General features: G+C 53.2%; 20 protein-coding genes and 1 pseudogene. 6 read left to right on the forward strand and 15 right to left on the reverse strand.

What is annotated here, in order from left to right; translation table 11 throughout:
* Positions 1-9 precede the first annotated feature (9 nt).
* From P398_RS0112215 to P398_RS0112230, 4 genes are all read right to left on the reverse strand, one after another.
* Positions 10-1,365 carry a cryptochrome/photolyase family protein gene (locus P398_RS0112215; RefSeq protein ID WP_029335493.1) on the reverse strand — a complete coding sequence of 452 codons (1,356 nt, stop codon included), beginning with the start codon at positions 1,363-1,365 and terminating at the stop codon, positions 10-12.
* A gap of 52 nt (positions 1,366-1,417) precedes the next feature.
* Positions 1,418-4,867 (reverse strand): pyruvate carboxylase, encoded by a 3,450-nt coding sequence (locus P398_RS0112220; protein WP_029335494.1) that lies wholly within the window; start codon positions 4,865-4,867, stop codon positions 1,418-1,420.
* A 21-nt stretch (positions 4,868-4,888) separates the two neighbouring features.
* Complete coding sequence (locus P398_RS0112225; RefSeq protein ID WP_024369995.1) at positions 4,889-6,124, reverse strand: FtsW/RodA/SpoVE family cell cycle protein; 1,236 nt, start codon at positions 6,122-6,124, stop codon at positions 4,889-4,891.
* 86 nt (positions 6,125-6,210) lie between these two features.
* Positions 6,211-6,489: a YlaN family protein gene (locus P398_RS0112230; RefSeq protein ID WP_024369994.1), complete on the reverse strand. Its 279-nt coding sequence runs from the start codon at positions 6,487-6,489 to the stop codon at positions 6,211-6,213.
* 172 nt (positions 6,490-6,661) lie between these two features.
* Here P398_RS0112230 and P398_RS0112235 point away from each other — a divergent pair, with 172 nt between their 5' ends.
* Together P398_RS0112235 and P398_RS0112240 are read left to right on the forward strand one after the other, a co-directional pair.
* A complete protein-coding gene (locus P398_RS0112235) occupies positions 6,662-7,129 on the forward strand; it encodes a hypothetical protein (protein ID WP_029335495.1) in 468 nt (155 codons plus the stop codon).
* Between the two features lie 95 nt (positions 7,130-7,224).
* Positions 7,225-8,421, forward strand: coding sequence for a multidrug efflux MFS transporter (locus tag P398_RS0112240; protein WP_024369992.1), 1,197 nt, complete (start codon positions 7,225-7,227; stop codon positions 8,419-8,421).
* Positions 8,422-8,557: 136 nt separating this feature from the next.
* Here P398_RS0112240 and P398_RS16635 read toward each other — a convergent pair.
* The 3 genes and pseudogenes from P398_RS16635 to P398_RS0112255 form a co-directional block, all read right to left on the reverse strand.
* Positions 8,558-9,906: pseudogene (locus P398_RS16635) on the reverse strand (IS1182 family transposase); the annotation flags it as partial.
* A gap of 328 nt (positions 9,907-10,234) precedes the next feature.
* Positions 10,235-11,551, reverse strand: a complete 1,317-nt coding sequence (locus P398_RS0112250) for a PhoH family protein (RefSeq protein WP_029335503.1) — start codon at positions 11,549-11,551, stop codon at positions 10,235-10,237.
* Positions 11,552-11,583: 32 nt separating this feature from the next.
* On the reverse strand, positions 11,584-12,033 hold the full coding sequence (locus tag P398_RS0112255; protein WP_024369990.1) for a PNPOx family protein: 450 nt from the start codon (positions 12,031-12,033) through the stop codon (positions 11,584-11,586).
* Positions 12,034-12,142: 109 nt separating this feature from the next.
* Between P398_RS0112255 and P398_RS0112260 the strand changes: the two genes are divergently transcribed.
* On the forward strand, positions 12,143-12,343 hold the full coding sequence (locus P398_RS0112260; RefSeq protein ID WP_024369989.1) for a YlaI family protein: 201 nt from the start codon (positions 12,143-12,145) through the stop codon (positions 12,341-12,343).
* Positions 12,344-12,382: 39 nt separating this feature from the next.
* Here P398_RS0112260 and P398_RS0112265 read toward each other — a convergent pair whose 3' ends face one another.
* Together P398_RS0112265 and typA are read right to left on the reverse strand one after the other, a co-directional pair.
* On the reverse strand, positions 12,383-12,727 hold the full coding sequence (locus P398_RS0112265) for a YlaH-like family protein (protein ID WP_231557545.1): 345 nt from the start codon (positions 12,725-12,727) through the stop codon (positions 12,383-12,385).
* An 83-nt stretch (positions 12,728-12,810) separates the two neighbouring features.
* Positions 12,811-14,655: a translational GTPase TypA gene (typA, locus tag P398_RS0112270; protein ID WP_029335507.1), complete on the reverse strand. Its 1,845-nt coding sequence runs from the start codon at positions 14,653-14,655 to the stop codon at positions 12,811-12,813.
* Positions 14,656-14,816: 161 nt separating this feature from the next.
* On the opposite strand from typA, the gene P398_RS16900 reads away from it, so the two are divergent.
* Positions 14,817-14,993, forward strand: a complete 177-nt coding sequence (locus P398_RS16900) for a DUF5325 family protein (RefSeq protein ID WP_024369986.1) — start codon at positions 14,817-14,819, stop codon at positions 14,991-14,993.
* A gap of 36 nt (positions 14,994-15,029) precedes the next feature.
* Here P398_RS16900 and P398_RS0112280 read toward each other — a convergent pair whose 3' ends face one another.
* The 3 genes from P398_RS0112280 to P398_RS0112290 all read right to left on the reverse strand — a co-directional run bounded on the left by P398_RS0112280 (position 15,030) and on the right by P398_RS0112290 (position 17,061).
* Entirely contained in the window at positions 15,030-16,283 is a 1,254-nt protein-coding gene (locus P398_RS0112280) for an inositol monophosphatase family protein (RefSeq protein ID WP_029335509.1), read from the reverse strand.
* Between the two features lie 78 nt (positions 16,284-16,361).
* The gene (locus P398_RS0112285; protein ID WP_015881266.1) at positions 16,362-16,550 is read right to left on the reverse strand and encodes a hypothetical protein; all 189 of its coding nucleotides are present in this window, start codon (positions 16,548-16,550) and stop codon (positions 16,362-16,364) included.
* A 244-nt stretch (positions 16,551-16,794) separates the two neighbouring features.
* Positions 16,795-17,061, reverse strand: coding sequence for a UPF0223 family protein (locus tag P398_RS0112290; RefSeq protein WP_029335512.1), 267 nt, complete (start codon positions 17,059-17,061; stop codon positions 16,795-16,797).
* A 184-nt stretch (positions 17,062-17,245) separates the two neighbouring features.
* On the opposite strand from P398_RS0112290, the gene P398_RS0112295 reads away from it, so the two are divergent.
* Entirely contained in the window at positions 17,246-18,727 is a 1,482-nt protein-coding gene (locus tag P398_RS0112295) for an aminotransferase class I/II-fold pyridoxal phosphate-dependent enzyme (RefSeq protein ID WP_029335514.1), read from the forward strand.
* Positions 18,728-18,834: 107 nt separating this feature from the next.
* Here P398_RS0112295 and P398_RS0112300 read toward each other — a convergent pair whose 3' ends face one another.
* Entirely contained in the window at positions 18,835-19,158 is a 324-nt protein-coding gene (locus tag P398_RS0112300; RefSeq protein WP_024369982.1) for a DUF3055 domain-containing protein, read from the reverse strand.
* Positions 19,159-19,237: 79 nt separating this feature from the next.
* Between P398_RS0112300 and aac(6') the strand changes: the two genes are divergently transcribed.
* Complete coding sequence (gene aac(6') / locus P398_RS0112305) at positions 19,238-19,684, forward strand: aminoglycoside 6'-N-acetyltransferase (protein ID WP_029335516.1); 447 nt, start codon at positions 19,238-19,240, stop codon at positions 19,682-19,684.
* An 18-nt stretch (positions 19,685-19,702) separates the two neighbouring features.
* On the opposite strand, the gene lpdA is transcribed toward aac(6'), so the two are convergent.
* Both lpdA and P398_RS0112315 read right to left on the reverse strand, forming a co-directional pair.
* A complete protein-coding gene (gene lpdA / locus P398_RS0112310) occupies positions 19,703-21,115 on the reverse strand; it encodes a dihydrolipoyl dehydrogenase (RefSeq protein ID WP_024369980.1) in 1,413 nt (470 codons plus the stop codon).
* A 4-nt stretch (positions 21,116-21,119) separates the two neighbouring features.
* Complete coding sequence (locus tag P398_RS0112315; protein ID WP_029335518.1) at positions 21,120-22,415, reverse strand: dihydrolipoamide acetyltransferase family protein; 1,296 nt, start codon at positions 22,413-22,415, stop codon at positions 21,120-21,122.
* Positions 22,416-22,443 lie beyond the last annotated feature (28 nt).

The following is a 22,443-nucleotide window of genomic DNA, read 5'->3' on the forward strand; positions in this document are numbered from 1 at the left end:
CTTTTCTATTCACTGGGCCTCTTTGAAGCGCTCGAGCGCCCGCGCTCGTGCCGCCTTATGGTCGACGATCGGATCTGTATAGCCACCCCGCTCGCTCGCGTCCGGAAAATGAATCGCCTTCGCGTCGAGATGGTCCAGCTCAGGCACAAACTTTCGGATGAACGTCCCGTCTTTGTCGAACTTTTCCGATTGAATCGTCGGATTGAAAATACGGAAGTACGGTACGGCATCCGTCCCGACCGAGGCGGCCCATTGCCAACCGCCAACGTTCGAGGCGGCCTCATAGTCGATCAATTTCCGTTCAAAGTAACGCTCCCCTTTACGCCAATCGATGAGGAGGTGCTTCGACAAGAACGAGGCGACAATCATGCGGAGCCGGTTGTGCATCCAACCCGTCTCGTTCAATTGGCGCATCGCGGCGTCGACGATCGGATAGCCGGTCTCGCCTCGGCACCAACGGTCGAACTGTTCCTCGTTGTCCTCCCAGTCGAGGTGCTTATACTTGTCGTTGAACGGCCGGTCTTTCAGGCCCGGGAATTGGACCATGATCATATAGTAGAACTCGCGCCACAACAGTTCATCGTAGTACGTGTCACGTCCTTTTGACTTCGGTGCGGCCAATACGGCGTCGGCGACGGTCCGAATCGACAAGACACCGGTCCGCAAATACGGGGACAATCGGCTCGTCCCGGCGATGGACGGGATATCGCGGTCTTCGTCATACTGGTTGATCCGTTCGTCCACGAAGTCGGTCAGCCGTCGTTTCGCGGCCGTCTCCCCGAGCGCTTTCCATTCCCGCTCGCAGCGGTCGAACTGCTTCTTCAGTTCAGACGGGGCTTCGTTTTTTGTCGTGACGAGTCGTTTCAAACGGTCACGATTCACTTCATACGGTTTGGGCGGCATCTCTTCGTAGGCTGCCTTTTTGAACGGTGTATACACTTTGTACGGGTCGCCATCTTTTTTTGTGAAAGCGTTCGGCGCGAACAAATGGCGATCGAGCAACCGGACGACGAGCACGTCGTCCCCGAGTGACCCGATGACGTTGTCGTCCCGTTGTTTGAACGGTTCGACATACTCCGCGTTAAAATAAAGTGCACCCACCTCTCCGAGCTGATCGACGAACTCCTCCGCCGTCTCGGCTACAATCACTCGAAGACCGAGGCCGTGCTCTTCTAAGTCGTCCATAAAACGCTTCATCGTCGAGAAGTAATAGTCATGCCGCGTATCGAACGGATCGCAGTATTTCGGGTTAAGCCAAAATACGAACGCCACCTCGTCCCCTTCCTCCGTGTCTTTCAAAACCCGATGTAACATATGATTATCACTCAGTCGAAAGTCTGACCGGAACCAACATACTCGTCTCATATTTCTCTCCCCTATCTAAAAAAGAAGCATAGCTCTGCTATGCTTCTTCCCATTATACAAACTCGATTAACAAGTCGTCACTTTGGAGTGTGTCGCCTTCTTTAATATGGATCGCTTTGATTTCTCCGTCTTGCGCCGCTTGAACCGTCGTCTCCATCTTCATCGCCTCGGTGACGAGTAGTTGTTCACCGCGGTGAACCCGGCTGCCTGGCTCGACGAGTACTTTCAACACCGACCCCGGCATTGACGCACCGACTTGTTTCGGGTTCGACCGGTCCACTTTCGGACGGCTCGTCGTCGCCGACTTCACGTTGACGTCTTTGATTTCGATTTCACGCGGCACCCCGTTCATCTCATACGAGACGAGACGGATGCCGTCCTCGTTCGCCGCGCTCACTTGAACGAGTTTGATGATGAGCGTCTTTCCGGTCTCGATTTCGACTTGGATCGTCTCGCCGACATTCAATCCATAGAAGAACGTCAACGTATCGAGCACCGACACATCACCGTACGTGTTCGTGTGCTTAATGTAATCGTCGTACACTTTCGGATAGAGCGCATGGGCGAGCAACTCAAAGTCCGTGACCGGACGCTCGAACTTCTCGAACAACTCGGTCCGTGCCGCTTCAAAGTCGTACGGCTTGATCAGTTTACCTGGACGGACGTCGAGCGGTGCCTCCCCTTTCAAGATGGCTTGTTGCACATCAGCCGGGAAACCGCCCGGAGGCGTCCCGAGTTCGCCGCGCATCATCTCGACGACCGAATCCGGGAAGTCGAGCTGGTGGCCGCGCGTGACGACGTCTTGCTCCGTCAAATCGTGTTGGACCATGAAGAGTGCCATGTCCCCGACGACTTTCGACGACGGCGTCACTTTGACGATATCGCCGAACAACATGTTGACGCGGGCGTACATCGCCTTCACTTCGCCCCAACGGTCGCCAAGACCGACCGCTTTCGCTTGTTGTTGCAAGTTCGAATACTGGCCACCCGGCATCTCATGCTCATACACCGATGGGTGCGGCGCGCGCATGTCGCTCTCGAACGGCTCGTAGTTGTGACGCACGTCTTGCCAGTAGTCGCTGATGACCTCATAATGCTTCACATCGACTTTCGGCTGGCGTTCGTGGTGGTCGAGCGCATAAATCAAACTGCCGCCCGAAGGTTGTGACGTCATGCCAGACATCGAGCTCGCCGCGACGTCGACGATATCGACGCCCGCATCCGTCGCCCGGGCGTACGTGAAGATCCCGTTCCCCGAAGCGTCGTGCGTATGCAAGTGAATCGGTAAGTCAACGGCGTCTTTTAACGCCGAGACGAGTGCGTACGCGGATTCCGGCTTGAGCAGACCGGCCATATCTTTGATCGCTAGAATATGGGCCCCGCTCGCCTCGAGTTGTTTCGCCAAGTCGACATAGTACGGCAAATGATACTTCGGACGGCTGCCGTCATATAGGTCGCCCGTGTAACAGATGGCGGCCTCGGCGACTTTCCCGGTCGGCAGTGTCGCATCGATGGCGAGTTGAATCGATTCGATGTTGTTCAAGCTATCGAAAATACGGAACACGTCGACACCGGCGTATGCCGCTTCATGGACAAACTTCTCGATGACGTTGTCCGCGTAGTTTTTATAGCCGACGGCGTTCGCCCCGCGTAAGAGCATTTGAATCAACACGTTCGGCATCTTCTCACGGAGACGCATGAGTCGGACCCACGGGTCTTCTGACAAGAAGCGATACGCGACGTCAAACGTCGCCCCGCCCCACGCTTCGACCGAGAACAGCTCCGGCATGAGCTTGCTCGTCGGTTCGGCGATGTTCAAAATGTCTTGCGTCCGCATCCGTGTCGCGAGCAGCGACTGGTGGGCGTCACGCATTGTCGTATCGGTCAAGAGAAGCTCCGGCTGACGTTTGATCCAATCGGCAAGACCGTCCGGACCGAGCTCCGTCAAAATTTGTTTCGTTCCCGGTTTCGCCTCGGCGGGGAGGTCGTGCGGGATGCGGACCGAGCGGCTGATCGGCTTGTCTTTCAAACCGACGCCTGGGAAGCCGTTCACGGTGACGTCCCCGATATAGTTCAGAAGTTTCGTCCCGCGGTCTTTCCGTTTCGGGAAGACGAACAGTTCCGGTGTCTCATCGATGAACGACGTGTTGTAATCGCCGCTAATGAAATTCTGATGTTTCATCACGTTGATCAAAAACGGGATGTTCGTCTTGATGCCACGGATCCGGAACTCGTTCAAGTTACGCACCATCTTCGCTGCCGCCTGTTCGAACGTCATTCCGTGCGTCGACAATTTGACGAGGAGTGAGTCGTAGTATGGCGAAATCTCAGCCCCGACATACGCGTTCCCGCCGTCAAGTCGGACACCGAAGCCGCCTGGTGAACGGTACGCCATGATTTTCCCTGTGTCCGGCATGAAGTTGTTGGCCGGGTCTTCCGACGTGACACGGGACTGAATCGCATAACCGAGCAGTTTGATGTCTTCTTGTTTCGGCATGTGGATGACGTCGCCGTGGAGCGACTCCCCTTGCGCGATCATGAGTTGCGTTTGAACGATATCGAACCCGGTCACCATCTCGGTGATCGTATGCTCGACTTGGACACGCGGGTTGACCTCGATGAAATAGAACGACTCGTCTTCCGTGACGAGGAATTCGACCGTACCGGCGTTAATGTATCCGACGTGACGCATCAGTTGGACCGCCGCATCACAGATCGCTTGCCGCGACTGTTCCGACAACGTCACACACGGTGCGACTTCGACGACTTTTTGGTGACGACGTTGGACCGAACAGTCACGCTCGAACAAATGAATGATGTTGCCGTGGTCGTCCCCGAGAATTTGCACCTCGATGTGCTTCGGACGTTCGACCAATTTTTCTATGTACACTTCGTCCGAACCGAACGCTTGCTTCGCTTCTGACTTGGCCCGCTCGATCAAATCTTTCATCTCAGCTTCTGAACGGATGACGCGCATCCCGCGCCCGCCGCCCCCCATCGAGGCTTTGACCATGAGCGGGAAGCCGTGCTCGTTCGCGAAGGCGAGCGCGTCCTCGTAAGACGTGAGCGGACCGTTAGATCCCGGGATGACCGGAAGACCGGCCGCGATCGCGCTTTGACGCGCCCGGACTTTGTCCCCGAACGCATGCAAATGCGATTCGTTCGGGCCGACGAAGATGATTCCTTCTTCGCGGCAGCGACGGGCGAGGTCAATGTTTTCCGATAAGAATCCGTATCCTGGATGGATCGCGTCAGCCCCCGACTGTTTCGCGATCCGGATGACGTCTTCGATGTCGAGATACGCATCGATCGGCTTTTTATCAAGCCCGATCAAATACGCCTCATCGGCTTTAAAGCGGTGCAATGACCCGCTATCTTCCTGTGAATAGACAGCGACGGTGCGCATCCCTAATTCTGACGCCGCCCGGAATACTCGGATGGCAATCTCGCCTCGGTTGGCTACAAGCAACTTAGTAATTGGTTTCAAACTAAATCCCCCCATTTTAGTAGTGGTATACAAGAATTACCTTACGACATGCAAAGATGAGCTTTGAACATTTTCTTCTGACTTCTCCCGGACTTCCGCGCGTCTCGTCGCTTCCCGGTGCCGATTTCGCATCGAGATGCTACTGAGCACGCCGAGTATACCCATCGTCATGACGAGCGATGTCCCGCCGTAACTGACGAGTGGGAGCGTCACCCCTGTCCCAGGGAACCAACCCGACATCGCCCCGATGTTGATGGCGGTTTGCACCATCAATTGGGCCGCGATACCGAACGAGACGAACATCGCAAAGTGATTGTCCGTATGGTTGGCGATGTTGATGGCGCGAAACGCGATGAAGAAGAGCAAAGCGAGCACGACGAGAACGCCGATAAAGCCTAATTCTTCGGCGATGATGGACATGATGTAATCCGTCTCCGGTTCAGGTAAGTATCCGTATTTCTGATAACTATTCCCGAGTCCGACACCGGTCAATCCGCCATGGACGATGGAGATGATGGACATGAGCAGCTGATGCCCGTATCCTTCCGGGTCCATGAACGGGTTGAACACGACATTGATTCGACTGACTTGATTCTCTGTGAAGAAGAATGTGTACATCACGTACACGAACCCGATTCCGGCAAGGATCGCCGGGACGATGATACGCAGCGGCGCACCGACTGCGAGCCAAATCATGAACATGATCGCTCCGAGGACGAATAACCCACCGTGGTCCGGCTGGCCGTTGATGGCGATGGCGTATGGGAGAAAGAAATAGATCGACGGGATCAAGAAGAATGCCCCGACTTGGGCCCGCCACCCTTTCTTCACGATGGCCGCCCGTCCGATCCGTCCAGGCAATCCTTTCAATTCATCGTTCCACAGTTGGTGATAATAGTTCGCCAAGAGCAAGATGAGCGCGAACTTGGCGATCTCGACCGGTTGCATCGTGAATCCGCCGACGACGAGCCAGGCTCTTGCGCCGTTAAGCGGCGGCATCGCCCACGTCACGAACAAGAGCACGACCGTAACAAAATAGAGACCGTACAAGATGTGGGTTTTGCGGAAATTTTCGTAGCGGAACATTGTCGCGATCAAATAGGCGAAAATCCCAATCCCGACATAGATGAGCTGTCGGTAGAACAGGCTGCTGTTCGCATAGTCCCCACGATTCCATACGCTCGCACTGTAAATCATGACCGAGCTGAGCCCGACGAGCATGAGTACGGCGATAAACAACGTAAAATCAAAATACTGAAATCTCGTTTTCATCTTTTCACTTCCTTATGTACAGCAATCCGCAACCTGTTATAAAAAAATACTCAAACAGCGCCGCTTGCACAGTTTGAGTATAAGGTTCATAATTCTGAAGCTTCCGCTAGTGCAGATAGCTTGTGTTCCAATGAATCGAGCAGTCCCTTACCTTCAATGTCTGAAATGAGTCCGAGACGGACCGCGAAATCGATTTGGCGTGATAGACCGAACATATGTGTATCAAGCACCTCTTCATAAAGCGGGCACTTCGGCATTTTTAGGTTTTCTAACTGCACTTCGATTAGACAACGGATTTTTTCAGCATCGGCCTCAAGTAATTGAAGCGCTTGCTCCCGCTGGACTGCAGCCAAATTTGTCGCCACTACGACCCCTCCTCCGTACAATGACAGACTGTTTGTCATAACTCAACTGTACATTATATTTCATCATAATTCAATGAACAGTCTAGATTCGAAGCGAGTTTCTCGCATGTTCCCTTTTTCATTGTAAAACTTGTATAATGTACAGTGTATCGTTAGTAAAGGGGGAATACCAATGATTTTTCCGCTAGATGGAGCCGTTCGTCACGCACTGACGATCGACCCGACCGTCTGGATTTTCGACGACCGGAAACGAAACGTCGACGAGCTCGATCGGGAAACCGAGAACGACAATGACACCTACTATGCCAAGATGGGGAAAGCATGGGACGACGGTTTGACGCAAGGAACACGTGTCGATCATAACAAACCGATGTCACGGGCTGATAAAGATGCGGCACTTCGCGATTCGTTCGCGATGCCGTTCGCCCCGTTCCTGAAAAACGCAGAACCGCTCGCCTCGGCGACGCACGTCAGCTTTTACGGGGAGACGACGTTGACAATTCCACTCGTTGACGCGCCACTCGTGTACTTGCAGTTCTCAAAAGATGGAAAAGTGCTCGCCGACGGTCCGGTCTATGTACTGTATGACAATCAATGCATCCGTGCCGTCGACCATATCATCGTCCGGAATGAGATTTGAGAAGGCCTCGGCCTTCTCTTTTTTTTTCGACTTTTTACTTCATAAAGTGTAAGATATACCCTATGTAGATTACTAGAAAGGAAGTGACGCTTACCGTGCCACTGTGGAAAAAGAATTTAATGATTGTTTGGCTCGGGAGCTTTTTGACGGCGGCCTCGATGAGCCTCGTGTTGCCGTTCTTGCCGCTCTTTATCGAACAGCTCGGCGTGACCGACCCCGACCACGTCGTCACGTGGTCGGCGATCGCATTCGGAGCCACGTTCCTCGTCGCCGCTCTCGTCTCCCCGCTTTGGGGTCGCCTCGCTGATCAAAAAGGCCGCAAGCTCATGCTCATCCGGGCCAGCCTCGGAATGGCCGTCGTCATGACGCTCATCAGCTTCGTCCAAGACGTTTACCAACTCGTCGGGCTCCGGCTCGTCATGGGCGCCGTCTCTGGCTTCATCTCAGCCGGGATCACGCTCGTCGTCTCACAAACACCAAAAGAGAAAAGTGGCTGGGCGCTCGGCACCTTGTCGACCGGTAGCATTACCGGTGGCCTCCTCGGTCCATTGATTGGAGGATTACTCGCTGACTGGATTGGGCTTCGATCCGTTTTTCTCTTTACCGGGAGCGCACTCTTTGTGACGTTCTTGATCACACTCTTGTTCATCAAAGAGGATTTCGTTCCGGTGGCGCGCGAACGACTCGATTCAACGAAGTCGATCATTCGTTCGGTCCGCCATCCCCAGCTCATCCTCAGCTTGTTTTTGACGACATTTTTAATCACGTTCTCGACACAGTCGATCGGACCGCTGTTGACGCTTTACGTTCGTGAACTGAATCCGTACACGACATCGCTCGCTTTCCTTGCGGGTCTCGTCGCATCGGCCCCAGGCGTCGCCGCGCTCGTCTCAGCCCCGCGGCTCGGTCAACTGTCCGACCGCTACGGGGCGGAACGAATCTTGTTTTGGGCGCTCATCATCTATAGCACGTTGCTGATCCCGCAAGCGTTCGTGACGTCGACGACTCAGCTCGTCTTGCTCCGGTTCGGCCTCGGTTTTGCGACCGCCGCCCTCATGCCATCGGTGCAGTCGCTCCTGCGTCAACATACACCTAGCTACGCGACAGGCCGGATCTTCTCGTATAACCAGTCGGCCCAGTTCATGGGCAACCTGCTCGGTCCGCTGTTCGGTTCCCAAATCGTCGTCCATTTCGGATTTTCGGCACTGTTCGTCGTGACCGGGCTTATCATGCTCACGAACGCCTTTTTAGAAAAATCGAACGTCCAAGTGTTGCATCCGAAACCTAAATAAACGCCGAGCAGCCGCTCGGCGTCAGGCTGTTGACGAACCCATTCGCTTCTGGCGAATGGGTTCGTCTTTTTTTGTGTTCAACGAGCTCGAGGCGCTCTGCCCGACATAAAATTGAAAAAATGCTATGTAGACGGTCGTTTTCGGCCAACAGGTTGGCCAGCTTCTTCATGTTTTGTGCGGTCGCTGCCACCAGGTTGGCGCGGTCCACCGCCTCTTTCCCCCGGTAGAACGTGAAGCGGAGACCGTGGAGCTCCTTCCCGTCGGCGAACGAGCGCTCCACCGTCTGTGGCCGGAGACGGTAGAGGTGCTTGCCCGATGCGGACAGACGGTTATCGCTCACCGCTTCGCGGTAGGACTCATCGATGTGGCGGTTGATGACGTGCCGATGCGATCGGCTTGACGTGCACTTCTCGAGGAGCGGGCAGTTCTGACAGATGGCAGGATTGGACGCGTACTGGTGATAGCCGTGACGGTCGGTCGTCTTATAGGTGAGGTGCTGTTTCGCCGGACACAGATAGGCGTCCACGTCCGGCAGGTAGGTGAACCGCGTCTTTCGAAACATCCCCTTCTTCCCACCGAACCGCCGCCAGGCGATGACGCCGAAAACGCCGCGCTCGACGAGCGCCTTCGCGATCTCGGTCGTGTAGTACCCGGCATCGAGCGCGCCCGCCTCGAGCGGATAGGCGAAACGGTTGAGGATATAGTCGAGACGGTCAAGATAGACGGTGCTGTCCGACACGTTCCCGGGCGTGACGTGCACATCGACGATGAGGTTGTGCTTGGCGTCCACCGTCCGGTGCACCAGCCAGAAAAAGCCTTCCGGCTTCTGGTCACGGTACATATAGCCCGCGTCAGGGTCGGTCCGGCTCACCTTGATGAGTCGACGCTTCTTCTTCTGTCGCGCGGGCTTCAGTGCTTTTTTCCTCGTTTGGCCCGTTCCTCGTTCACCCGGCCGAGAAGCTCGTCCTCGACATCGCCGACGACCTGCTCGACCTCGACCTTGTCGAACTTCTTCTTGTTCGCGTTGGCTCGGATGTGGGTCGAGTCGGTGATCAGGATGCGCCCTGAAATGAAGCCGTGGGCTTCGGCCTGGCCCACGATGTCCTCGAAGATTTGTCGAAAGACGTCCGTGCCGGCGAACCGGCGTCGATAGGCCTGGCTGATCGTCGAATGGTCGGGAATTTTCTCGTCCATCCCGAGCCCGAGGAACCAACGGTACGCGAGGTTCGTCTCGATTTCCTTGATGGTCTGTCGCACGGAACGGATGTTGAACAGCGGGCCGAGCAGTATGATCTTGATGAGGATCTCGGGGTCGATGCCGGGCTGTCCGGTGTTTGAATACAGTGGCGCGCATAGCCGGTGGACGATGGAGAAGTCGATGTGGCGGTCGAGTTTGCGGACGAGGTGGTCTTTCGGGACCAGTTGGCCCAGCGAGGCGTCGGTGCGGATTGGTTCATGGCGTTTGGCGATATGGGCTCGGTACATGATGATTCCCCTTCCTGTTCGGAGGCGGTGACGATCCATACATACCAGTTCCCGCTTTTCGAGGTTTTAGCCCGCATTGGGGGCTTTTTCTATCGGCCGTCGAGGCCTCAGAAAAAGACGAGAGGCCACCCAGGGGCGGCCTCTCGCGACGCTCATCCGACGGCGCCGGAGACTCCTGAGGGATCAGCGAGCGGAGGGAGACCCAGCAGCGACAACGTCGCGATGCGGCTCCCTGCTCGCCCCTAGGAAAGCGGAGGCGCCAAGAGGAGGAGCGAAAACATTCTGTTAGTCAACAATCTGACGCCGAGCAGCCGCTCGGCGTTTTTCTTTATAATAAGTCGGCGGCCAACCGGGCGAGCGAGGAACGCTCTCCTTTGATGAGTTGCACGTGACCGAACACGTTCTGTCCTTTGAATCGTTCGACCGCGTACGTCAACCCGTTCGAATACTCATCCAAGTACGGATGGTCGATTTGATACGGGTCCCCGACGAGCACGATTTTCGAGTTCTCCCCGACCCGGGTCAAAATCGTCTTGATTTCATGTTTCGTTAAGTTTTGCGCTTCATCGATGATGATGAACTGATCCGGCATGCTGCGCCCGCGAATGTATGTGAGCGCCTCGAGCTGAATCGACTTGATGCCGGCCAAAATGTTGCCGAGTTCATCTTTTGAGTTGGCGTTGAACAGAAACTCTAAATTGTCATAAATCGGTTGCATCCAAGGCCGCAATTTTTCTTCCATCTCACCCGGCAAGTAGCCGATGTCATTGCCCATAGGGACGACCGGCCGGGCGACGACGAGCTTGTTGAAGCGATGCTCGTCTTCGACGAGCGACAGACCGGCCGCGAGCGCGAGCAACGTCTTTCCGGTCCCCGCCTTGCCGAGAAGCGTCACGAACGGGATATCGTCACGGAGCAACAAATCGAGCGCCATCCGCTGCTGAACGTTTCGAGGATGGATGCCCCAGACGTGCTCGGCGTCAAGCGACAACGGCCGGACGATCGGTTGCAACGCGTCAACGACAGCGAGCGCGCTCGCTTTCGAGACGTTGCTTTTCAAGACGACGAACGAGTTCGGGTAGAGCGGATTTTTAGACAGCGCCGACACCGGGAGTTGCCGGACTTGATAAAATTCGTCGATGATCGACTGGTCGACCTCGAACTCCCGGTAGCCGGCATAAAGGTTTGTCGTATCAACGATGTGGTCCGTCAAATAGTCCTCGGCCTCGATTCCGATGGCGTCTGCTTTGACACGGACGAGTATATCTTTCGAGACGACGACGACTTTACGGTTATGGTCGTGCTCATATTGTTTCATTAATCCAAGCGCGACGGTCAAGATACGGTTGTCGTTCGTCATGACGTCGAACGGGAAGTCGACCGTATGCTCATGTCCGATCTCGACAAACAACCGGCCGCCGTTCTCAAGCGGCACCCCGTCATGGAGTTTACCGCTCGTCCGGAGTTGGTCAAGGACACGCGCCGTCTCTCGGGCGTTACGTCCGACCTCGTCCATGTTGCGTTTCTTCCCGTCGAGCTCTTCTAAGACGATCGCCGGGATGACGACATCGTGCTCATCAAATTGGAATAATGATAGCGGATCGTGTAGCAGTACGTTCGTATCGAGCACATATGTTTTTTTCATAGACTTTGCCGCCCCTCGCAAATTGTTGGTGATCAAGAGTTCAAGCTTGCCTTGACTTCACGGTCCAACTTTTCTGCTGCTTCTGCATCGTACGTCTTGACGATTTCGGGTTGTCCGAACGTCGCACCGTAGAATGAGATGTTTCGGACTTCTTCGACACGGCCTTCAAAAAAGCGAAGGTGTAGCGCCGGCACGACACCGGGTTCAAATTCGGCGACCGGAGATAACGTCGCATTGTACGCCGAGCCGTCTTCGATAAAGACGAGACTCGCTGTTTTTTCTTGTCGCAATAGCGTAATCAAATGTGAATTCTTCGTCAGGGCGAACCGAATCGTCTGTCGCGTCGGGGCCTGCACCCAACTGATGGCATGTGTCGTCGGCCATCGCTTCGCTTCGTCGAACGCGACTAAAATCGATAACGGCATATCGTTCAAGGCATTCTGTTGCGCGTCAGACAACTCAAACATCGCTTTACTTGCCATACACTCCCCTCCTCCACGGGTATATGAATTGCTTTCGCCCTTACCTCATTCATTCCCTGCTTTTCTATCGTGAAATCATGCTATAATCAAGAAAGAGGAAGGTGAGACCATGCGCGTAAAGTGCTCTCTTTGTGACAAAGTCGAAACGATTGACTCGTGGTCGTTCGAAGCGAAACGACTTCGCAACAAACCGGCCAAAACGTATATGTGCCAAACGTGCCAAGAACGTATTTCCGAACGAACGGCAGAGCGGAATGCGACCGGTCACTTCAACTTATATCCATCGTTCCGCCAAAAGCGGAGATGGTAACCAAAAATGGACGCCCCGCACTTGCGGGACGTCCATTTTTTAATGTGATTCGATGCCTTGGCGGCGGTTCCACCAGAGGCGTCCGCGATAAATCGCCAAGACGACGGCCATGACGGCGAGCACTTCTGGAATCGGCCATGTGAAGAAGACGAGCGCCATCGTGCCGGCCCCAAGTGCGAGCAACGTATAGACGACGAGTGACTTCCACCACGTCAACTGTTTCGCAAAACCTAGTTTGAACACAAGGATCGTCAAAACAATGACCGTGATGATCAACGCGTTGAACCCGACTGACAGATCATTCGGGTCAGTGCCGACCCCTAACAGCGAGGCGATCCACGGTACGTCAATTTGTGTGATGTCCATCGTTTGAGAAGCTTTCAAGCTGATAATCCCCCTTCAATTCATACACATTCATTCTACACTATCCAAAACAAAAGGGAACGCCTAGGCGCTCCCTTTGTCACTTATTCTTTACCAAGTTTACGACGCTTGTCTGCTTTCTCGCGTTCGTTCTTGTTCAAGACTTTTTTACGGAGACGAATCGACTCCGGTGTGATTTCACAGTACTCGTCATCGTTCAAGAACGTGAGCGATTCTTCAAGCGAGAAGACGCGTGGGCGCTTCAACACTTGAGTCGAGTCTTTAGAAGACGCGCGCATGTTCGTCAATTGTTTCCCTTTGACGGCGTTGATTGCGAGATCGACGTCACGGTTGCATTCACCGATGATCATTCCCTCGTAAACGTCCGTACCTGGCTCGATGAAGATCGTCCCACGGTCTTCAAGGGCACCGATCGAGTAAGCCGTTGACTTACCAGGCTCGATACAAACCATGACTCCACTGCGGCGGCCACCGATATCAGCAGAGATGAACGGACGGTACTCTTCGAACGTGTGGTTCAAGATTCCGTATCCGCGTGTCGCTGACAAGAATTCGTTACGGTATCCGATGAGACCACGTGACGGAACGATGAATTCCATACGCGTCTGACCGTTGTCGTTCGTGTTCATGTTCGCAAGTTCACCTTTACGGAGACCGATCGATTCCATGACTGAACCAGTGTACTCTTCCGGCACGTCGATGATGACGCGTTCGAACGGCTCGATTTTCGTACCATCTTCGTCTTCACGGATGATAACTTGTGGTTTCGAAACTTGAAGCTCGTAGCCTTCACGACGCATGTTCTCGATCAAGATCCCGAGGTGAAGCTCACCGCGTCCTGAAACGACCCATTGGTCAGGTGAATCTGTATTTTCGACACGGAGTGAAACGTCCGTCTCCAGTTGTTTCATCAAACGCTCTTCGATTTTACGTGCTGTCACGAAATCGCCTTCGCGTCCTGCGAACGGTGAGTTGTTTGTCATGAAACGCATTTGAAGCGTCGGCTCGTCGATGCGAAGGAGCGGAAGTGGCTCTTCTTTACCGACCGGCGTGACCGTCTCACCAACGTTGATGTCTTCCATCCCGGCGATGGCGATCAAGTCACCCGCTTTAGCTTCTTCGATTTCAACACGCTTGAGGCCGAAGTAACCGAACAATTTCGTGACACGAAGTTGTTTGATCGATCCGTCCGTTTTGCAAAGTGACACTGACTCGCCGACTTTGATTTTTCCACGGAACACGCGGCCAACACCGATTCGACCGAGGTAGTTGTCATAGTCGAGCATCGTCACTTGGAACTGAAGCGGCTCATCCGAGTTATCGATTGGCGCCGGTGTGTTCTCAAGAATCGTATCGAGCACGTACGTAATCGTTTCTTCTTGCTTCTCTGGATCAGGATCGAACGAACTTGAACCGCTGACTGCTGACGTGTAGACGACAGGGAATTCAAGTTGATCTTCATCTGCTCCAAGGTCGATCAACAAGTCGACGACTTCGTCGACAACGTCGAGTGGGCGGACCATCGGCTTGTCGATTTTGTTAACGACAACGATTGGACGGAGACCTTGGTCGAGTGCTTTCTTCAATACGAAACGTGTTTGCGGCATGCAACCTTCACGTGCATCGACGACGAGGATTACGCCGTCAACCATACGCATGATTCGCTCTACTTCTCCACCGAAATCGGCGTGACCTGGCGTATCAACGATGTTGATGCGCGTGTCTTTATAATCGATTGCCGTGTTTTTCGCGAGAATCGTGATTCCGCGCTCACGTTCGATATCGTTCGAGTCCATGGCGCGTTCTGCGACCATTTCATTCGTCCGGAATGTACCAGACTGTTTCAACAATTCATCGACTAGCGTTGTTTTACCGTGGTCAACGTGGGCGATGATCGCGACGTTCCGAAGGTTTGTTCTTACGTTCATGTAGTTAGTCCTCTCTTATTTAAAAAAGTTTCATCTTTTATTCAACTTAAAGAGTATAGCACACGTTCTACTACCTTTGTCGAGTGATATTGCCTGTTACCGTTTCCATTTGCAGTCTTTTTGCATACAATAGAGAAGAATAGAAAAAAGGGGGAATCTCCATGCAAGCCATGTTCGTACTCATCGCCATCGCTGTCGTTGCCGGTTTTGTCGGCATCGGCGTCGGCGTCGCCGAAGGAAGTGCCGCCATCATTATCGGTAGTCTCGCTTTAAGTGCGGTCGCCACTGTATTTGGAATCAATTTGCGTCGCCGCATCCTCACAGATCGACGTCCATAAAACAAAGGCTCGGGCAACGTCGCCCGGGCCTTTGTTTTACAGTTCACGAGTCAGGCAGATGCGGTCCCGTAACGGCAGGCCGTCTTCTTCGAGCGCTGCGTAGCCATGGTTCGGGAAGTAGTCCCGCTCGACGGAGTCGAAACGGAAACCGGCTTGTTGATAAAATCGAAGTTGAACGATGCTCGAATTGCCGGTACAGACGAGCATGTGCCGTGCTCCCGTCTGTTCGGCCCGACGGATTGCGTCTTGAAGCATTCGTTGTCCGATCGTTTGATTTTGGCGATCGGGTTTGACGGCGATATTGACGAGCTCAATCAAGTCGTCGTTCCGCCGGACGAGCATATAAGCCCCGACGAGCTCTCCCCCGAGCATCGCCTCGTACGTCTTGCCCGTCTCGTACTGTTCCCGCACCATTTCTTCGTGAGGGTTCGCCAACACGAGCAAGTCGCGCACCCGGTCATACGATTCATTCGACGTTACCGTCAAGTCCGGTCTCGCTTCTAGAGCGGCCCCTTTGGCGATGACGTAATGTTTGACGACATCCTTGACGAACGTCTCGCTGCCGGCGAGCACCGACGTCTTGCCATCATAGCGGACCGGCTCCCCATATAAGGAGACGACCCGTCCCCCGACCTCTTCGACGAGCAGTTTTCCCGCCGCATAGTCCCATGGCATATTTCGCATCGTAATATATCCATCGACACGACCTGCGGCGAGCCAGGCGAGTTCGAGCGAGGCCGCCCCGTGCGCTCGTGTGCCGACCGAGTCGCGCACGATGGGCGCGAGGATTTCTGGTGCGATTTGTTGATTCGGTGTGACCCACGTCGCATTCATGCTAAGGAAAGCATCGCGGACGTGATGCTCATGAATGGTCGTCAGTTTTCTGCCGTTCAACGTCGCCCCATGACCTCGACGAGCGACGAACAGCTCGTCGGCCATGACGTCGTATACGAAACCATATTCGATGACTTCATCGACCATGACCGCGACCGAGATTGCGAACATCCGTTTTTGATGGATGAAATTGAGCGTTCCGTCAATCGGGTCGACGAACCAGACCGTCCCCTTCAAGTCGTCAGGCTCGGTGGAAATGCCTTCTTCTCCGACGATGTGATGGTCGGGATACGCTTCACGGATCCGATCGACGATCAACTGTTCGACAGCGCGGTCAATTTCCGTCACTAAGTCGCCTTTCCCCGTCTTTCGTTCGATGCGATAACTCTCATCGATTTGAAGTCGAATGTATTCTCCCGCTTGTTTGATCAAGTCGATTGCAAACCATTCCAGCATGATAATCACCTCTATACGTATTGTACCAAACAAAAACCAGTATTCGCATGGAATACTGGTTGAATGGGTGGTTGTGGGTCAGGCTTCGAGACGCAAAAGTTCTTGGCGGTACTTCTCTAACCGATGCTTGCTAGCCTGGACAGTGGCATCATCTTGTGACGCCATCGCATCGAAGAGCGTTGCCAATTCGTAATCAATCTCTAAGCGCAGCACCGGAATTCTTTTTTCTGCGTCTTTTCTTTTGAATGCCTCGATCACTTGTTTCATGAGATGCCACACTCCTTTAGTTGGGCTACAAGTTACGGTTTAGTAAGTTGAATTGAGTATATCAGATGAGATTCAAAAAAGAAAGATAATTGTCTGACTATTTTGAATTTTTTATCTTAGTGAGTATATTCCCACTTCAACCAGTCCTAAACCTGAATTAACTGTTAGTGATATGTACCCTATTTCTGCAAGAATTAACAAAAAAGCATAAGAAAACGATTCTGTTCTCTCATGCTTTTCCGATTCATAGCTTTAGAATCTTCGTATTTGATTTTAACGCCGCTTGGACCGTACGATAGGTAGAGTATCCGGTCTGTTCGTCGTGTACCGCACTCAATTGTTTCTCTTCTGACTTGGATGTCACGATTTGTTTGAACGACCGATACGCGTCCAAGAACGCTTCACGATCGACGCCACTTTCATTCGCGAGTGCGACTTGATTGTAAAACTCGACGACGTCGATAAGCTCTTCTGTCGTCCAGTCTGGATTGATCGGATAATTGATTTGCATATTGTTCACCTCGACACCCATTGTATCAACAAAAAAAACTATTGCAAGTTGAGGTGGAAATCTCTATAGTTTTTTTGTTGCATCGTTTTTTATGACCGTTCACGAACAATAATTGGGGAAAGACATATAGCATGATTTGAAAGACCGACCTCATACACAAACTGATTCCAAGGAGGGCTTACTATTGAAACTTAAAGCTGCTACTCAGCTCGAGACACCGTTATTTGACACGTTGCTCACGCACGTCGACACGAACCCGATCGCATTCCACATTCCCGGCCATAAAGGCGGAAAAGGGATGGACCCGGAGTTCCGTGACTTCATCGGGGAGAACGCGCTCAAAATCGATTTGATCAACATCGCGCCGCTCGATGACTTGCACCATCCGAAAGCAGCCATCGCTGAAGCGGAACGTCTCGCAGCCGAGGCGTTTCAGGCCGATGAGACGTTCTTCTCGGTTCAAGGGACATCAAGTGCCATCATGGCGATGATCATGGGGGTCGTCGGACCGAATGAGAAGATCATCGTCCCGCGCAACGTCCATAAATCAGTCATGTCGGCACTCGTTCTTACAGGGGCGCATCCAGTGTTCATTCACCCTGAGTTTGATGAGACGTACGGCATCGCCCACGGCATCACGGCGAGCGCCGTCGAGCGTGCGCTCGAATTGCATCCGGATACGAAAGCCGTCCTCGTCATCAACCCGACGTATTTCGGCGTCGCCGGCGACCTCGAACGAATTGTCGCTGTGGCCCATGCCCAGGACGTCCCAGTACTTGTCGACGAAGCGCACGGCGTCCATTTGCCGTTCCACGACGAGCTGCCGCTCTCAGCGATGCAGGCAGGCGCTGACGTCGCGGCAACGAGTGTGCATAAGCTCGGCGGTTCGATGACGGGAAGCTCGATTTTGAACGTGCGCCGTGGTCTCGTCTCACCTGAACGAATTCACGCGATGCTGTCGATGATCACGACGACATCGACGTCATACTTGCTCCTCGCCTCGCTCGACGCGGCCCGTCGTCAGCTCGCGACGAAAGGTGAGGCGATGAACGAACGTGCCTTGACGCTCGCACGAACGGCTCGTACAGCTATCAACGAGATGCCTCACTTGTCCGTCTACGGCCATACCGAACTCCACTCTGAGTCGACGTACGCGCTCGATGAGACAAAAGTGCTCGTCTCGGTCCGTGAACTCGGGATCACCGGGTTTGAAGTCGAGAAGTATTTACGTGAGACGCACCGTATCGAAGTTGAGATGTCTGATCTACTCAACGTGTTGTTCATCGTGACGAGCGCTGACAACGAATCGACGATCCAAGCACTGATCGACGGCATGCGCGACGTCGTCTCGGTGTACAAGCGGTCTGGCAACGACTCGTTGTCGATCATGCTGCCAGAGATCCCTCCGCTCGCGCTCAGCCCGCGCGATGCGTTCTATGAAGAGACGGAGACGATCCCGCTCGAGAACGCTGTCGGACGAATCTCGGCCGAGTTCATCATGGTGTACCCTCCTGGAATCCCGATCATCATCCCAGGCGAGCTCATCACGGCCTCGACGCTCGACTATATTACCGCCAACATCGAAGCGGGTCTCCCGGTCCAAGGACTTGAAGACGAATCACTCCAAATGATCAAAGTGATTCAGCAGACGAAAGCAATCCGTTAACACGAAAGCGAGCCGGTCCATGGACCGGCTCGCTTTGTTGTCATCAAAAGAAAAGGTGGCTTATGATGATCGAATTGCTTCCCCTACTTACCATTATAAGAAAACGCTTACATTTTTTCAAGAGAAGATTTCTCGGCCTCATCATGATTGATATCTTTTTCTTCCAGACAGAGTCGTAAAAACTCGGCCACATGATCGGTATCACGTAACGCGATGCCAAGCATCGGATAGAGCTGTCTCGGTTCTTCTAACGCATGCATGTCGAGAAGGGCGGATTGGCCGGTCTGCATGCAGACGACGAGCACTTTCCCCATAAATTGATGTGTATAGACAAAACCGAAATCGTAGCGTGACATTTCCGTCTCAATACCAGTGAAGCGAACACGGCTCGTTTCGGAGACAGTATATAATAACTCTTCATCGAACGCCATGACGTAGTCCCTCCTTTCTAACATCTCTATATATTTTTCCTTTATACTTGGGGTATGAAACCTAAAAGGAGGTTGCGTGATGCAAATCAAAACGGCGACGTCACGAGACGTACAAACACTAGTCCATTTGATGCACAAACTTTGGCCGGACGCGTCCGTTGCCGAACTGTCGGCTGAAGTACGACTCGGCCTCCGCTCCGACAAGATGCGATATTTCCTGGCCGTCACCGACGAGTCGATCGGATTCTGCCAAATGAGTTTTCGCTATGATTACGTGCCCGGCGCGACCGATGAACCGACAGCGTTCATCGAAGGCATTTACGTCGTCGGTCCGGAACGAGACAATGACGTGGCCACAAAACTGATCGAGACGGCAGCGGTGTACGCATTGTCACACGGATGTAGCGAACTCGCGTCGGACACTGAAATCGACAATACGGGCAGCCAGCAGTTTCACGAACGTGTCGGGTTTCGAGAAGTTGAGCGCACCGTCCATTACATTAAAAAAATCTCTCGCTACGAATAGCGAGAGATTTTTTCGTTCTTATTTAACGACGTGGATTGGCATACCCATTGCGATTTCTGCCGCTTCCATTGCCATCTCACCGAGTGATGGGTGAGCGTGGATTGTAAGCGCGATATCTTCAGCCGTCATACCTGCCTCGATGGCGAGACCAAGCTCGGCGATCATATCAGAAGCGCCAGTTCCCGCGATTTGAGCACCGATCAAGAGACCGTCCTCTTTACGCGTGATGAGCTTCATGAAGCCGTCTGGCTCGTCGAGTGCGAGAGCACGACCGTTCGCTGCAAATGGGAATTTCGATACTGTGATCTCAAGTCCTTCTTCTTTCGCGAGCGGCTCCGTGTAACCGACTGTTGCAAGTTCAGGATCAGTGAAGACGACCGCTGGGATTGCTGAGTAGTCGAGGTAAGCTGGCTTACCGGCAGCTGCCTCCGCTGCGACTTTCGCTTCGTATGAAGCTTTGTGCGCGAGCGGTGGTCCTGGAACGATGTCGCCGATCGCGTAGATGTTTTCGTTCGACGTTTTGCACTGGTCATCGATTTCGATGATGCCGCGGTCGCTGACTTTCACTTCCGCGTTCTCGAGACCGATGTCGCCAGTGTTCGGACGACGGCCGACTGTGACGAGGACGTAGTCCGCTTCAACAGACTGCTCTTCGCCGTTCACTTCAAACTTAACAGTCACGCCGTCTTCTGTTTCTTCGACGCCTTTTGCAAGTGCGTTCGTGTGAATTGTGACGTTCCCTTTTTGTTTGAGCTTCTTCTTGACGATTTGCGTCATTTGCGGCTCGAAGCCAGACAAGATGTCGCTTGCGCCTTCAACGACAACAACTTCTGTGTCGAAGTTCGCATATGCCGTACCGAGCTCCATACCGATGTACCCGCCGCCGATGACGACAAGTTTCTTCGGTACTTCAGAAAGCGCCAATGCGCCAGTTGAAGAAAGGACGCGTTTTGACCATTTGAACGAAGGGATCTCGATCGGAGTCGAACCAGTCGCGATGATCGCTTTTTTGAATTTGTAAGGAGTCGAGCTGTCTTCTGTGATGACACGAACTGTGTCTTCAGATGCGAAGAACGCTTCCCCTTGAACGATTTCAATCTTGTTGCCTTTAAGAAGACCTTTGACGCCGCCCGTCAATTTGTTGACGACCGATTGTTTCCAATCTTGGACTTTCGTGAAGTCGACTGAAACGTTGTCAGATGTGATCCCCATTGACGAGTGACCTTTTGCGTGCTGGAAGTTATGACCAGCCGTGATCAACGCTTTTGATGGGATACAACCGACGTTCAAGCAGACACCGCCGAAGTTTCCTTTCTCAACGATCGTGACTTTAAGTCCGAGCTGAGCACCACGAATGGCTGCGACGTATCCACCAGGACCGGCGCCGATGACAAGCAAATCAGTTTCTTGTGCGAATTCTCCTACTACCATGTTCTTATCCCTCCATCATTAGAAGTGCTGGATCTTGAAGCAAACGTTTCACCATGTTGAGAGCGTTTTGCGCAGTCGCACCGTCGATGAGGCGGTGGTCAAAGCTGAATGAGAGTGCGAGCACAGGTGCTGCGACGATCTCGCCGTCTTTCACGACAGCTTTTTCAGCGATGCGGCCGATACCGAGAATCGCAACTTCTGGGTGGTTGATGACAGGTGTGAACCATTGTCCACCAGCAGAACCGATGTTTGTGATCGTGATCGATCCGCCTTTCATGTCGTCCCCAGCAAGTTTGCCTTCACGTGCTTTACCGGCAAGCTCATTGATGTTTGTAGCAAGTGCGTAGATTGATTTACGGTCCGCATCTTTGACGACAGGAACGACGAGGCCGTTGTCCGTGTCAGCAGCGATACCGATGTTGTAGTAGTTTTTGTAGACGATTTCTTCGTTCACATCGTCGATTGACGCGTTGATCGCTGGGTAAGCTTTCGCTGCAGCAGTCAATGCTTTGACGACGAACGGCAAGTACGTGAGTTTCACGCCTTGGTCAGCCGCGACTTGTTTGAACTCTTTACGGAGTGCGACAAGTTTCGTGACATCGACTTCGTCCATGAGTGTAACGTGTGGAGCCGTGTGCTTCGAGTTGACCATTGCTTTCGAGATCGCTTTACGGATACCACGGATCTTCTCGCGCGTTTCGAGTTCAGGTGTAGCTGACTCGTAAGGCTTGATTTCCGTTTTCGCAGCCGCTGCTGGAGCTACAGATTCTGTTTTCTCTGTTGTAGCTTCTGTTGCTGGTGCTTCACCGTTTGCAAACGCATCGATGTCTTCTTTCAAGATGCGGCCGTTATCGCCAGAACCTTTGACTTCACGGATGTCGACGCCTTTTTCACGAGCGTACTTGCGAATTGAAGGCATTGCGATGACGCGCTCCGATTTGTGAAGTTGGACTTCACGCGGGCCGTCTTCTTTCACGTCAGCTTGGACTGTCTCTTCTGTCTTCTCTTCAGCTTTTGGCTGTTCAGGAGCTGCTTCCTCTTCGCCTGCTGGCGCGTCACCTTCGATATCGAACGTGATGAGCACGTCGCCGACGACGGCAACTGTTCCTTCAGAGACTTTGACTTCTTTGACCGTCCCGTCAACTGGAGCTGGGATTTCAACGACAGCTTTGTCGTTTTGCACTTCAAGGAGGATGTCATCCTCTTTTACTGTGTCCCCATCTTTTACGAACCACTTGACGATTTCACCTTCGTGAATTCCTTCACCGATGTCTGGTAATTTAAATTCGAATACTGCCACTGGTTTTTCCTCCCATCAAATAATCATG

This window comes from Exiguobacterium aurantiacum DSM 6208 (genome assembly GCF_000702585.1).
In the GTDB taxonomy this organism is placed as follows: domain Bacteria; phylum Bacillota; class Bacilli; order Exiguobacteriales; family Exiguobacteriaceae; genus Exiguobacterium; species Exiguobacterium aurantiacum.

Bases quoted from the DNA above. Each gene is read 5' to 3' on its own strand.
- P398_RS0112215 (WP_029335493.1), bottom strand. From the start codon at position 1,365: ATGAGACGAGTATGTTGGTTCCGGTCAGACTTTCGACTGAGTGATAAT.
- P398_RS0112220 (WP_029335494.1), bottom strand. From the start codon at position 4,867: ATGGGGGGATTTAGTTTGAAACCAATTACTAAGTTGCTTGTAGCCAAC.
- P398_RS0112225 (WP_024369995.1), bottom strand. From the start codon at position 6,124: ATGAAAACGAGATTTCAGTATTTTGATTTTACGTTGTTTATCGCCGTA.
- P398_RS0112235 (WP_029335495.1), top strand. From the start codon at position 6,662: ATGATTTTTCCGCTAGATGGAGCCGTTCGTCACGCACTGACGATCGAC.
- P398_RS0112250 (WP_029335503.1), bottom strand. From the start codon at position 11,551: ATGAAAAAAACATATGTGCTCGATACGAACGTACTGCTACACGATCCG.
- P398_RS0112255 (WP_024369990.1), bottom strand. From the start codon at position 12,033: ATGGCAAGTAAAGCGATGTTTGAGTTGTCTGACGCGCAACAGAATGCC.
- P398_RS0112260 (WP_024369989.1), top strand. From the start codon at position 12,143: ATGCGCGTAAAGTGCTCTCTTTGTGACAAAGTCGAAACGATTGACTCG.
- typA (WP_029335507.1), bottom strand. From the start codon at position 14,655: ATGAACGTAAGAACAAACCTTCGGAACGTCGCGATCATCGCCCACGTT.
- P398_RS16900 (WP_024369986.1), top strand. From the start codon at position 14,817: ATGCAAGCCATGTTCGTACTCATCGCCATCGCTGTCGTTGCCGGTTTT.
- P398_RS0112280 (WP_029335509.1), bottom strand. From the start codon at position 16,283: ATGCTGGAATGGTTTGCAATCGACTTGATCAAACAAGCGGGAGAATAC.
- P398_RS0112285 (WP_015881266.1), bottom strand. From the start codon at position 16,550: ATGAAACAAGTGATCGAGGCATTCAAAAGAAAAGACGCAGAAAAAAGA.
- P398_RS0112290 (WP_029335512.1), bottom strand. From the start codon at position 17,061: ATGCAAATCAATTATCCGATCAATCCAGACTGGACGACAGAAGAGCTT.
- P398_RS0112300 (WP_024369982.1), bottom strand. From the start codon at position 19,158: ATGGCGTTCGATGAAGAGTTATTATATACTGTCTCCGAAACGAGCCGT.
- lpdA (WP_024369980.1), bottom strand. From the start codon at position 21,115: ATGGTAGTAGGAGAATTCGCACAAGAAACTGATTTGCTTGTCATCGGC.